Here is a 13,095-nt window from a genome sequence, read left to right as displayed (position 1 = left end):
ACGTCTGAGTGGTTGCAGGGGAGGAGAGGATCTTCTGTGGTGGAGCCGGCGCTGATCAAGGCCGCGCAAGCGGGCGATCGGGATGCGCTCGTATCGCTGCTCCGCGAGATCGAGCAACAAGTTTACCGTACGGCTTATTATTTGCTGAACCATGAGCAGGACGCGCTGGATGCGGCGCAGGAAGCCCTTATCCGCATTTATACGAAAATCGGCTCCTATGAGGAGAAGGCCCAATTCCGAACCTGGGTGCAGCGGATCGTGACGAACATCTGCATCGACAAGTTCCGCCGTAAACGTCCCTCCGTTTCGATCGACGAACACGAGCTCGTTTTCCATGCAAAGGACGACGTGGAGGGAGAGGTTCTCTCGGCTTACGCGGCGGAAGAAATCCGGGAGGCGATCGGCAAGCTGCCGGAGCATCACCGGACCGTCGTCGTACTCCGCTACCTGCAGGATTTTTCCTACAATGAAATCGCCGATTCGTTGGGGCTTCCCCTGAATACGGTGAAATCCTACTTATTCCGGGCCCGGCAGCAATTGCAGCATTTACTTCACGACTATCAGAAGGGTGGTGTCCGCGGATGAACTGCGAAGAGGTGATGGAGCTGATGCAGCGCCATGTCGACCATGACCTGGACGAGCAAGAGACTTCGCTCTTGATGGATCATGTCGGACATTGCCCCGATTGCGCCGCCATGCTGGAGAAGCTGGTCAATCTGTCGCGGGGGCTCGAACAGCTGCCCCGCGTCGTTCCTCCATACAGCTTGGTCGACAAAATCCTTCCGGAGCTCGGCGATTGGGATGCCGCGGCCGCGGAGACCGGCGGGGAGGCTTCGCTCGCCCCGAGAAGCCGGCGGGCCTCACGCCCTCGCCGAAGCTGGATCGCCAAGCTGTCTGGCGTTGTAGCACTGGGGATTGCCGTAGGCGTGCTGCTGGTGAACGGTCCGTTCACGGGCCGGCTGGGGAGCAGCCAGCAGGACGCGGCTTCCGCGCCGGAAGCGGCGGCGAATCAAGAGTCGGCCTCGACGTCGGATAAGAGCTTTAGCATGAAATTAACGACGAAAGACCAATATGGCGAAGCTCAGGAGCCGCCGGCTGGGTCATCGTCCACATTCCTCGCTCCCGATACGACCACGCGAAACTTTTCGAGCAAAGAGCTTTCCAAGGAAGGAGCTGCGTCGCAAGAGCCTTCGTCCGGAGGCGGCGGGGCATCCGGCTCATACGGAGCGTCCAACGCGGCGCCATCCGGTTCTCCGGCCGCGAACGCCGGTACCGGAGGTACGCACGGGGAGAACGCGGACCAATACTTCGCCGCGACCCCTTCCGATTCTCCCGCCGAGCCGCCTGTTTCTGACAAGGGAGTCACGCTCACGGCGGCCAAGGAAGAATCGCTGTCCCCGGACGGCAAATGGAAAGCGGTCTTGACCGACGGGGTGCTGCAAGTCTTCAACGCAAGCGACGGCAGCCTCGCATTCGGCCCGACTCCGGAAGGCGGCAAGCGCAGCGGTCTCGTCTGGAACGAGAGCAGCACGGAATTGGATTACACCTTCACGGACCCGGAAGGGAAACAAACCCCAATGTACCTGAAGGTTCCGGAAATGAAAGAAGCCTCGCGTTGATCCATTGTCACGTTCCGCATGCGCTCCGCGTATGCTGTACCGATGGTGTCGACGCCGTCCGAAGGACGTCGTCACGGTCGTTCGCGCACGGTTCCATGGGCCGGCCGGCGAACGTTGATATAGATGTCCGAGGACAAAGGGATCGCGTCCCATTCGTGGCGTGATCTCTTTGTTGTTATGATAAGAGTCGAAAGACGTGGAGGCGTATCGGATGGAGGCAAGACAAGCGTTTCGCGAGCTGAGGGAAGGAAAGGTCCGTCCGTTCTACGCTTGCTTCGGCACGGAGTCCTATTTGATGAACGAATTCGCCGATCGATTGACGGACCAATTGGCCGAGCCGGAGCATCGGGACATGGCGGTCGTCCGTTTCGACACGGCGGAGTCTCCGCTCGACGCCGTCATGGACGAAGCGGAGACGCTTCCCTTCCTCGTGCCGCGCAAAATCGTTCTCGTGCGGGACAGCGTTCTGCTGGCGTCGGGCAAGGAATCGGCCAAGATCGAGCACAGGCCGGAACGGCTGGCGGACTACTTGAAGCAGCCGCTCGAAACGACGGTGCTCGTGTTTCTGGTGCCGCACGAGAAGTTGGACGAGCGGAAGAAGTTGGTCAAATCCGTCAAATCCGCCGACGCAGCCGTCAATTTCGCTCCCCTCGGGGCGGACGAGCTGCTGCAATGGGTGGCCGCCAGAGCGGGGAAGCAAGGCCGCCGGATGGCTGAAGGCGCGGCCGCCGAACTCCTTCAGCGGGTGGGTACGGATATGCACGCTTTGGCTGCCGAAACGGACAAGCTGTGCCTGCATGCGGGCGAAGGCGGAACGATCACGGTCGCCGCGATTCGCGAATTGGTGCCCGCCGCGACCGAGCAGAACGTGTTCAAGCTGACCGAGGAGCTGGCGGCTCTGAGGACCGACAAGGTGCTGGCGCTGTACCACGATCTGCTCCGGCAGCGGGAAGAGCCGATCAAGCTCATGTCGCTTATCGTCCGTCAGATCCGCAATATGTTGTACGTGAAGGAACTGGGCGGACAAGGCTATTCGCCGCAGCAAATGGCGGGGCAGCTCGGCCTGCATCCCTACGCGGTCAAGATCACGTCCGAGCAGGCGCGCAAATTCAGCACAAGCCGGCTGGCCCGCCTGCTGTCCGAACTCGCGGATCTCGATTACGCCATGAAGACCGGTCAAACCGACAAGGCGCTCGGACTCGAGCTGTTCCTGCTCAGAACCTCCTCCGAAAAAGCGCAATGACGAAAAACCTCCGATCCCCTGATTGTCAGGCGGTCGGAGGTTTTTCGGCGCGTTTACGGCATTGGCGCTCCCGGTTTTGCTTTGTTCATCTTGCGAAGCGGATATTGTGACTCGCACGCAGGAACGTCATACGTGTATCTGATTTCGGCACCCAAATCCATGAAATGATCGGAAATAGTGGGAGGTTTCCCCTCAATAGTTGACTGGCGAGGCGAGTCCGGCATATCGATTTCAGGTCAACGAAGCGGAGAGCTCCGGGAACGAAGAGGCGCCTTTGCGGGCGACGTTGGCTTCAAGCGCTGCCTGGATGACCGCTTCGCGGACTTTTTCGACGACCTGATGGTTGAACACGCTGGGAATGATATATTGCTCGCTCAGCTCGTCGTCGGTGACGACCGACGCGATCGCCTTGGCGGCGGCCAGCTTCATCGATTCCGTCACCCGCGTGGACCGGCTGTCGAGCAGACCGCGGAACAGGCCGGGAAAGCAGAGCACGTTGTTGATTTGGTTCGGGTAATCCGACCTTCCCGTCGCCATGACCCTGACGTAAGGCTCTGCTTCTTCGGGCGAGATTTCCGGACTCGGATTGGCCATCGCGAACACGATGGGGTCTTTGGCCATTTTGCGGATATCGCGGGCCGTAAGGACGCCGGGACCGGATACGCCGATGAACACGTCGGCTCCTTCGATGACCTCCGACAAAGAGCCGCTCTCGTTCAGCGGATTCGTCCGTGCGGCGTACTCGTTCCAAGCTTCGTTCGGATAATCGGCCCCGCGGACGATCGCGCCGTGCTTGTCCACGCCGATGACGTTCCGGGCGCCCGCGGACAGCAGGATGTTCGTGCAGGCGATGCCGGCGGCGCCGATGCCGCAAAACACGATTTTGCACGCCTCGAGCGGTTTGCCGACCAGCTTCAGCGCGTTCAGCAGCCCGGCGAGCAGGACGACCGCCGTGCCGTGCTGGTCGTCGTGGAAGACGGGAATGTCCAGCTCCTCGGCCAGACGGCGTTCGATTTCGAAGCATCTGGGCGAAGAAATGTCCTCCAGGTTAATGCCGCCGAAAGCAGGCGCGAGCAGCTTGACCGTCCGGATGATTTCCTCCGTATCCTGCGTATCCAAGCAGATCGGGAAAGCGTCGACGCCGGCAAACTGCTTGAACAGCATCGCTTTCCCCTCCATGACCGGCATGGCGGCAAGCGGGCCGATGTTGCCAAGCCCGAGCACAGCCGACCCGTCGGAAACGACGGCGACCGTATTACGCTTGATCGTCAGCGTATGCGCTTTGGCGGGATCTTCATGGATCGCCGTGCTGATCCGCGCGACCCCCGGCGTATAGACGCGGGACAGATCGTCCCGGTTTTTGATCGGCATTTTCGCCGTCACTTCGATTTTCCCGCCCAGATGCATGAGAAACGTCTGGTCGGACACGTTCACCAGCTTGGCGCCGGGCACTTGCCGTACGGCCGCGGCGATCCGGCTGCTCTGAAGCGGGTCGGTCAAGTTTACGGTAAGGTCGCGAACCGAGACCTGCTTGCCTGCCCGGATCACGTCCACGGCGACGATGTCTCCGCCGGCGTCGCTGACCGCCGCGGCCACTTGGCCGAAGTTCGCGGAGCTGAGTTCCACCCGAAGAATGATGCTGGCGCTTGTTCCTGCCGGTAAAGCCATAAGTAAGCACGCTCCCTTAGCATTCGATGGAATCAGGGTAGCGTTTTCATGAGGGGGCTGGGAAGTTTTTGATCATATCGGTCCTTTTTGGTCATTTTGGTTTCGGACGATCGTGTACCGGTTGACCGGGCGACCGACGCCTCCGTACCGCATGTCCAGCCGGATCCATTCGTTTTTCTCCAGGTAATCCAAATATCTGCGGGCCGTTACCCGGGCGAGTCCGGATTTGTCCGCGACTTCCTCGGCGGAGAGCTCCGATTCCGCGGCTTGCAGGATCGACCAGATTTGTCTCAGCGTCACGGCGTTCAGTCCTTTGGGCAGCTGGTCTTGATCCGGGAACGAGGGGGCGCCTGTGGACCGGCCGCGGGTTCCGCCGGGATGTTCTGCGGCAAGCAGGACGCTGTCGAGCTCGGGCTGGGACAAGGTCGGATTCCGCTCCAACCGGTCGCGGAGTATCCGGTAACGTTGCAGGGCCTGCTGAAGGCGCGAAGCCTCGAACGGCTTGATCAAGTAGTCGATCGCTCCGCCGCGGAGCATCTGGTTGATCGTTGCGGCGTCTTTGGCGGCCGTGACGACGATCGCGTCGACGGGCAGGTTTTCCCTGCGCATCTGTCGGAGCGTTTCGATTCCGTCCATTCCGGGCATAAAAATATCGATGATCGCAAGATCAGGCAGCTTCTCCCGCACGATCCGCATGCCTTCCTGCCCGTCCGAAGCCGAAGCGACGACGCGGAATCCCGGCACTTTCTCGATGAATTGGCGGTTGACCTCCCGGACCATGGGATCGTCTTCGATCAGGACCACCCGGTATTCTTTCATCGTTCGATCCCTTCTTCCAACGGAAATGTGAGGGTAAATGCGGTTCCTCCACCGGGAGACGATTCGCACAGGAGCTCGCCGCCTCCTTTGTCGACCGCCTGCCGGACAAGGTGAAGGCCGATCCCCCGGCCCTCCGCGGCTTTGGTGGAATACCCGGGTTCGAGCATGCGGCTCCGCGTTTCTTCGTCCATCCCGGCGCCATTGTCTTCGACGAGTATGGAGAGCATGCCGTCGGATTCCTCGATGCTGACGAACACGTCCTTGTCCGGTTTGCCTGCGTTCAGCACGGCGTCGAACGCGTTTTCGATCAGGTTTCCGAGCAGCAGCACGAGATCGTGATGGTCCAAGTGCCGCGGAAAACGGCGCAGGGAGCTGCGGGAATCGAGGGTGACGCGGATGCCCAGTTCTTTGCCTCTCCGGATTTTGCTGAGCAGCAAGCCGGAAACGTTCTGGTCGCGGATCCGCGAGGAGAGGAAGCCGCTCAGCTCTTCCTGCTGTTCCTTGACGTCGAATACGTAACCCAGCGCCTTGTCCGGCTGGCCGAGCTGCAGAAGGCCGGCAATCGTGTGCAGCTTGTTCATGTATTCGTGGCTCTGTACGCGGAGGGCGTCGACGAATGCTCTGACTCCGGTTAATTCTTCCGCGATGCGGGTGATTTCGGTTCGGTCTTGGAAAATGGCGACGGCCCCGACGGTCTGCTCCCCGAGCTTGATCGGGATGCGGTTGCTCCAGATCAGCGTTCCGCCGATAACGACCTCCTGGTTGTAGATGGGCTGCCGAAGCCGAAGCACCTCCGGCAGGCGGGTGTCCGGCAGCACCTCGCGGATCGGCTGGCCAACGAGCTCGCCTTGCAAGCCGAAAATCTCCTTGGCCCGCTCGTTGAAAATCGTCACCTTCTCGTTGCTGTCGATCGCGATCACGCCTTCGTGCATCGCATGGAACGCCGCCGTGCGTTCCCGCAGGATGCGGGCGATCTCATGCGGCTCCAGGTCGAACATTTGCCGTTTGATATTCCGCGCGAGCATGAGCGAGCCGCAAACCCCGAACAGCAGGGAGAGGGAGAGCGTGACGGCGATATATTGCCGCTGCCCGAGGATGATGTCCCGTATAGTCGGCAACAGCCATCCGGCCATGACGACCCCGATCTGTTCGTGCTGTTCGTTCATGATCGGCACGTAAACGCGGACCGCTTGTCCCATTTCCCCTCTCGTTCGGGCACTGTAGGTATGTTCGGCGAACGCCGGTTCCGCGTCCGGGGAGTTCAGCCGGGTTCCGATTTTGTCCGCGTCCGGGTGGGACAGGCGGACCCGGTCCATATTCAGGATGACGAGATAGGTGACATCGTTGATGACGCGGATTCGCTGGGCGATCGGCTGGATCTCCCGCCAGCCGTCCGGCCGGACCACCGCCTGACGGACCGAGGGCAGCTCGGCGACGGTTCTGGCGGTGACGAGCAGGCGCTGTCCGGTTTCGCGCTCTTGAACCCGGAACAAGATTCCGAGTAAAATAAGACTTCCAATGAGCAGCGAGAAAAGGACGATGCCGAAGGAAAGCAGGGTGATTTTCCAATGCATTCGCAAATTGACCAAGCGCATAGGCATTCTCCTTGCCGGAACAGGATTCCCGAACCGAACGGGAGGGCGATCCGAACATGAAATCCGCGATCGCCATCGCCCTGTTCGTCGCGATCGGCTTGATGACGGCGGTCGCCGTCGGATTCCGCCCCGATCTGTTCGGGGGAGCCGCGGCATACGATGCCGAACAGGAAGGCCTGAAAGAACGCATCGTCATCAAATTCAGCCATGTCGTCGCCGAGAACACGCCGAAAGGATTGGCCGCCGAACATTTCGCCCGTCTCGTGGCCGAGAAAACGAAAGGCAAAGCGGAGGTCCAGGTGTTTCCGAACGGCATGCTCTACGACGAGGATACGGAAATAGCCGCGCTTCGACGCGGGGACATCCAGATGATCGCCCCGTCCTTTTCCAATGTGTCGAACGGCATTCCCGAATGGTACGTCTTGGATTTGCCGTTCATTTTCGACAGTCTGGACGACGTTCACGCCGCGCTGAACGGGGAAGTCGGACGGCTGCTGTTCGAGACGCTGGATCGCAAAGGCTTGAAGGGACTCGCCTTCTGGGACAACGGGTTCCGGCAAATGGCCAGCTCCGTGCGCCCGCTCCGGGAGCCTGCCGATTTCAAGGGACAGCGGTTCCGGATCCAGCCGAGCCGGGTGATCGAAGCCCAGTACCGCCTGCTCTCCGCGCAGACGTCGGCGATCCCTTTCAACGAAACCTACCGTGCCCTGGAGACGGGCGAGGTGAACGCCCAGGAAAACACGTTATCCAATATGTTTACCAAAAAACTGTACCGCGTGCAAAAGTATTTGACAATCAGCAACCACAGTTTCCTCGGGTATGCCGTGATGACGAACGGCGATTTCTGGAACCGGCTGCCAAGCTCCGTGCAAACGGCGATCGAGGAGTCCGCCCGGGAAACCGCCGCTTGGATCGCCCGCAAAGCCGCGGAGCTGAACGAGGACAATTTGAACCGGATGAAACGGGACTCCGGGCTGACGCTGTACGCATTGTCGCCCGACAACCGGGCAGCGTTGATCTCCGTTCTGGAGCCTCTGTACGCGCAGTTCGCCAGGGAAATCGGACCGGAGCTGATGGCCCGGGTACGGCTGCCGCAGCCGTGACCGAAAATGCCGCAGCCGTGACCGAAAAGACCAAAAAGACCAGTATGGCCATTACGTTGTCGCCCGCTGACCCAGCCCGTAAAATGAGAAGCGTGAGATGCAACCGCTTTCAAAATTTTATGCGGCGAGGAGCAACCATGATGAAAATCAATTTCCGCAATTTAACGGTTCAGGTGCTGATTGCGATCGCGCTTGGCGTACTGGTCGGCCATTTCTTCTCTTCCACCGGAGTTCAACTGAAAGTACTCGGGGATCTGTTCATCAAATTGATCAAAATGGTCATCGCGCCGATCGTCTTCTTCACCATCGTGACCGGAATTGCCGGCATGGGAGACATGAAGAAAGTCGGCCGCATCGGCGGGAAAGCGCTGATCTATTTCGAAATCGTCACGACGATCGCGCTGGCTGTCGGATTGCTCGTCGTGAACGTGGTCCGACCCGGTCACGGCGTCGACATGAGCGCGGCCAAAGGCGACATCTCGAAGTACACGACGGCTGCCGCGGAGACGAGTCACGGCTTCGTCGATTTCATTTCGAACATCGTGCCCGATAATGTCGTCGCGGCCATGAGCAAAGGCGAGCTGCTGCCCATCCTGTTCTTCGCCGTTCTGTTCGGGCTTGCCCTGGCGGCCATGGGGGAAAAGGGGACGCCGGTCGTGCAGATTTTCGAACGGCTGAGCCAAGTGTTTTTCGGAATCGTGGGCATGATCATGAAGCTGTCTCCGATCGCCGCGTTCGGTGCCATGTCGTATACGATCGGCAAGTTCGGGATCGGATCGCTGTTTTCGCTGGGCAAGCTGATGGGATCGGTTTACTTGACGATGTTCCTGTTCATCGTGCTCGTGCTTGGCGGCATCGCGAAGATGTACGGATTCAGCATCTTCAAGTTCATTCGGTATATCAGGGAAGAAATCCTGCTCGTCCTCGGCACGTCTTCCTCCGAATCCGCGCTTCCGCGCTTGATGCAGAAGCTGGAGAAGTACGGCTGTTCGAAGTCGGTCGTCGGTCTGGTCGTGCCCACGGGGTATTCGTTCAATTTGGACGGCACGGCGATCTACCTGTCGATGGCGGCGATGTTCATCGCCCAGGCGTACGGTGTAGATATGTCGCCGTGGCAGCAGCTGACCCTGCTTGGGATCCTGATGCTGACGTCCAAAGGCGCGGCCGGCGTGACCGGTTCCGGTTTCATTACGCTGGCGGCGACGCTCGCGGCTTTTCCTTCGATTCCGGTGGCCGGGATCGCGCTCTTGCTCGGCGTCGACCGGTTCATGTCCGAAGCCCGGGCGATTACGAACCTGATCGGCAACGGCGTGGCGACGGTCGTCGTCTCCAAAATGGAAAAGGAGTTCGACGAGAACGCAAGCCGCAAGGCCCAGGAGGAACTGAAAATCGAAACGGTGAAACCGCGGGCCGTTTCCTGATTTGCTAGGATTCCCCGAATCGAAACAGACGCATGCAATCGCATGCGTCTGTTTCGCGTTTGCCGGCCACGTTTCGTGCGGGGATTGAGAGGCGAAACAAAAAAACCACCGGAAAACCGATGGTTTTTTCGCGTACGGCTTATGTGTCAAGCACCGGCTGCTTAGCCTTGTGCGGACAGAGCGTTCAATTTTTTGGCGAGACGGGACTTTTTGCGGGCAGCTGCATTTTTGTGAATGAGGCCTTTGGTCACCGCTTTGTCCAGCTTCTTCTGAGCCAGGACGAGCGCGTCCTTCGCTGCGTTGATGTCGGTTCCGACGACTGCTTGGTCGGCGGCTTTCACGGCCGTGCGCAGGGCGGATTTCTGGGAAGCGTTGCGCAGACGGCGCTTCTCGCTTGTTTTCGTCCGTTTGATCGCGGATTTGATGTTCGGCATTCTTTTCACCTCCTGCAAAACAAGGGTATTTCTCCACACAACTTGTAACATTCTATCATGCAGGGGGGTAAAACGCAAGCGATAATCCCTCTCCCATCCGTATCCGAAAGGGGCCCTCCATACCCGATGACGATCGATTTGAACCTCTATAACGTACGGACCGACCTTGCCTTGGAGGCCCAAGAGATGGCCGCGCACGGCGGCCCCATCCCGGGCGTTTGGAGCGAGACGGAAAACGCCGGAGGCGTTCTGGTCACGCGGATGCAGATCCAGACGGACGAAGGCTCGCAAAAAATCGGCAAAATGAAAGGGCACTACGTCACGCTTGAAGTTCCCGAGCTGCGGGACGGCGACACGGACCTGCAGGATCGGGTGGCCACGGCGTTCGCCCGCGAGTTCGAAGGGTTCCTCTCCCGGATCGGCGTGGGGCCGAGCAGCAGCGTGCTCATCGCGGGTCTCGGCAACTGGAACGTCACCCCCGACGCCCTCGGTCCCTTGGTGGTGGAGAACATCATGATCACCCGCCATTATTTCGAATTGATGCCGGGGGACGTTTCCCCGGGCTACCGCCCCGTCAGCGCGATCGCGCCCGGGGTCATGGGCACGACGGGGATCGAGTCCAGCGACATCGTCGCCGGCATCGCGGAGAAGTCCAAGCCCGATCTGATCATCGCCATCGACGCGCTGGCCGCCAAATCGCTGGAGAGGGTCAACACGACGATCCAGATCGCGGATACCGGCATTCACCCCGGCTCCGGCATCGGCAACAAAAGACGGGGCCTCACCCGCGAAATCCTAGGCGTTCCGGTGATCGCCATCGGCGTTCCGACGGTGGTTTACGCTTCGACGATCGTGAACAACACGTTGGATATGGTATTCGATCATATGAAGAAGCAGACGGACAACACGCAGCCGCTGTTCGGGGTGTTCGGCACGATGCAGGAGCAGGAGCGTCTCCAGCTCGTGCGCGAGGTGCTGCAGCCGCTCGGCCACGACTTGCTCGTGACGCCCAAGGAAATCGACAAATTCATGGAAGATATCGCCAACATCATCGCCAGCGGACTCAACGCCGCCCTGCACGAAGCGGTGGATACGAACAACGTGGCTGCCTATACGCACTGAGCTCGTTCGTTTGGTGTCTGCATGCGAATGTTGAGGGGGTCGGGGTTTCGTTTGAACCTGTTGAAGAGCTTCAACAGGTTTTTTCGCATGGGCGTTGATTGTGCGCAAAAACTCCCACGGCCCGCTGCATCCGCAGCAACCCGCTGTAACCCGGAAAACCCGGCTAGAGTGCCGAAACCCCGCCCAAGAACTGCTGTAACCCGGAAAAACCCGGCTAGAGAGCCGAAACTCCGTCCATGAACTGCTGTAACCCGGAAAAACCCGGCTGGAGAGCCGAAACTCCGCCCAAGAACTGCTGTAACCCGGAAAAACCCGGCTGGAGTGCCGAAACCCCGCCCAAGAACTGCTGTAACCCGGAAAAACCCGGCTAGAGTGCCGAAACTCCGCCCAAGAACTGCTGTAACCCGGAAAAACCCGGCTAGAGTGCCGAAACTCCGCCCAAGAACTGCTGTAACCCGGAAAAACCCGGCTAGAGAGCCGAAACTCCGTCCATGAACTGATGTAACCCGGAAAAACCCGGCTAGAGTGCCGAAACTACGCCCATGAACTGCTGTAACCTGGAAAAACCCGGCTAGAGAGCCGAAACTCCGTCCATGAACTGCTGTAACCCGGAAAAACCCGGCTGGAGAGCCGAAACTCCGCCCAAGAACTGCTGTAACCCGGAAAAACCCGGCTGGAGAGCCGAAACACCCCGCCCAAGAACTGCTTTTACCCGGAAAAACCCGGAGAAGTATGGAGTAGTAGGCAAAATGACGAATGAAGGGAGTTAAGTCGGTGCGGCAGGCTTAACGTGTGCGGAGTGCGGCGGATGAAGGGAGATAAGTCGGTGCGGCAGGCTTAACGTGTGCGGAGTGCGGGGAATGAAGGGAGATAAGTCGGTGCGGCAGGCTTAACGTGTGCGGAGTGCGGCGAATGAAGGGAGTTAAGTCGGTGCGGCAGGCTTAACGTGTGCGGAGTGCGGCGGATGAAGGGAGTTAAGTCGGTGCGGCAGGCTTAACGTGTGCGGAGTGCGGCGGATGGAGGGAGATAAGTCGGCGCGGCAGGCTTAACGTGTGCGGAGTGCGGCGGATGGAGGGAGATAAGTCGACGCGGCAGGCTTAACGTGTGCGGAGTGCGGCGGATGGAGGGAGTTAAGTCGGCGCGGCAGGCTTAACGTGTGCGGAGTGCCGAAACAGCAGGCAGACCTGCTGCATCGGCTCCGGCTTTGATCGAACGGCCGCATCCGGGGCATTCTCCGTCTGGGAAATCACCGGTACGTTTTCAACTGCATCTGATCGAGACTGTTGAAGACGTAACCTTGCCGCCGGGCGTCATCGATGATTTTCCCGAGTGCGGCCGCGTTGTCGGCCGATACGGAGTGCAGGAGAATGACGGCGCCGGGATGCAGTTGGCCCATCACGCTGCCGTAAGCGTATTGCATGCCCTTCTGGCGGTTGATTTCCCAGTCCCGGTACGCGACGGACCAGAAGACGCCGGTGTAGCCGAGCGTCCGGGAAACCTGCAGCATGCGATCGCTGAAGATGCCGCGCGGCGGCCGCAAATACTTCATCTCCTGCCGGCCGGTCAGATCCGCCACTCCCTGACGCACCTTCTCCAATTCCTCTTGGATCCGCGAGGCTGACACCTGGCTCAGGTCCGGATGACTCCACGAATGGTTGCCGACGACGTGGCCATCATTCACCATCCGTTTGACCAATTCCGGCTGATCCCGGATAAAGTGCCCCGTCACGAAAAAAGCGGCGGGCACTTTTTTCTCTTTGAGCACGTCGAGGATTTTCTTCGTGTACCCATTCTCGTATCCGTTGTCGAAGGTGAGATACAGCTCTTTTTTTCCCGTGTCGCCAAGGAAAACGGCTTGATGCTTCCGCAGAATGCCCATGAACCCTTCCTGCGCGATCGACGGAAGCTCGCCGTTTTTGCTTTTTTTGAACCCGAAATGGAACGGTCCGGCTTCTTGAGCGGAAGCGAGAACTCCGAAACCGAGGAGGCCGAATAAAGCGGCGGAACACAAGAGGATTTTCAAGCTGCGATGCACAGTGAATCCACTCCTTCTACGATTGATCACGTCTAA

General features: G+C 59.5%; 11 protein-coding genes. 6 read left to right on the top strand and 5 right to left on the bottom strand.

The features are described from left to right. Positions 1-36 precede the first annotated feature (36 nt). The 3 genes from GE107_RS02630 to holA all read left to right on the top strand — a co-directional run bounded on the left by GE107_RS02630 (position 37) and on the right by holA (position 2,862). The gene (locus tag GE107_RS02630) at positions 37-585 is read left to right on the top strand and encodes an RNA polymerase sigma factor (protein ID WP_219637900.1); all 549 of its coding nucleotides are present in this window, start codon (positions 37-39) and stop codon (positions 583-585) included. After that, positions 582-1,619, top strand: a complete 1,038-nt coding sequence (locus tag GE107_RS02625; RefSeq protein WP_219637899.1) for an anti-sigma factor family protein — start codon at positions 582-584, stop codon at positions 1,617-1,619. The genes GE107_RS02630 and GE107_RS02625 overlap by 4 nt, the downstream gene beginning before the upstream one ends. A 211-nt stretch (positions 1,620-1,830) precedes the next feature. After that, positions 1,831-2,862 (top strand): DNA polymerase III subunit delta, encoded by a 1,032-nt coding sequence (gene holA / locus GE107_RS02620; RefSeq protein ID WP_219637898.1) that lies wholly within the window; start codon positions 1,831-1,833, stop codon positions 2,860-2,862. 231 nt (positions 2,863-3,093) lie between these two features. Here holA and GE107_RS02615 read toward each other — a convergent pair whose 3' ends face one another. From GE107_RS02615 to GE107_RS02605, 3 genes are all read right to left on the bottom strand, one after another. Next, complete coding sequence (locus tag GE107_RS02615) at positions 3,094-4,530, bottom strand: NAD-dependent malic enzyme (protein WP_219637897.1); 1,437 nt, start codon at positions 4,528-4,530, stop codon at positions 3,094-3,096. A 72-nt stretch (positions 4,531-4,602) separates the two neighbouring features. Next, positions 4,603-5,349: a response regulator gene (locus GE107_RS02610; RefSeq protein ID WP_219637896.1), complete on the bottom strand. Its 747-nt coding sequence runs from the start codon at positions 5,347-5,349 to the stop codon at positions 4,603-4,605. Then, positions 5,346-6,950, bottom strand: coding sequence for an ATP-binding protein (locus GE107_RS02605; protein ID WP_219637895.1), 1,605 nt, complete (start codon positions 6,948-6,950; stop codon positions 5,346-5,348). Before GE107_RS02605 ends, GE107_RS02610 begins: the two co-directional genes overlap by 4 nt. A gap of 50 nt (positions 6,951-7,000) precedes the next feature. Between GE107_RS02605 and GE107_RS02600 the strand changes: the two genes are divergently transcribed. Next, on the top strand, positions 7,001-8,047 hold the full coding sequence (locus tag GE107_RS02600; protein WP_219637894.1) for a DctP family TRAP transporter solute-binding subunit: 1,047 nt from the start codon (positions 7,001-7,003) through the stop codon (positions 8,045-8,047). Positions 8,048-8,187: 140 nt separating this feature from the next. After that, positions 8,188-9,468 (top strand): dicarboxylate/amino acid:cation symporter, encoded by a 1,281-nt coding sequence (locus tag GE107_RS02595; RefSeq protein ID WP_219638020.1) that lies wholly within the window; start codon positions 8,188-8,190, stop codon positions 9,466-9,468. Between the two features lie 161 nt (positions 9,469-9,629). Here the strand turns inward: GE107_RS02595 and rpsT are convergent, their stop codons facing one another. Then, positions 9,630-9,902 (bottom strand): 30S ribosomal protein S20, encoded by a 273-nt coding sequence (gene rpsT, locus GE107_RS02590; protein WP_219637893.1) that lies wholly within the window; start codon positions 9,900-9,902, stop codon positions 9,630-9,632. 126 nt (positions 9,903-10,028) lie between these two features. On the opposite strand from rpsT, the gene gpr reads away from it, so the two are divergent. Next, a complete protein-coding gene (gene gpr, locus GE107_RS02585; protein ID WP_219637892.1) occupies positions 10,029-11,024 on the top strand; it encodes a GPR endopeptidase in 996 nt (331 codons plus the stop codon). 1,246 nt (positions 11,025-12,270) lie between these two features. Here gpr and pdaA read toward each other — a convergent pair. Further along, entirely contained in the window at positions 12,271-13,059 is a 789-nt protein-coding gene (gene pdaA / locus GE107_RS02580; RefSeq protein WP_370636219.1) for a delta-lactam-biosynthetic de-N-acetylase, read from the bottom strand. Positions 13,060-13,095 lie beyond the last annotated feature (36 nt).

This window comes from Cohnella sp. CFH 77786, from assembly GCF_019400745.1.
Classification (GTDB): domain Bacteria; phylum Bacillota; class Bacilli; order Paenibacillales; family Paenibacillaceae; genus Cohnella.
This window is presented reverse-complemented; position numbering and strand designations above follow the sequence as displayed.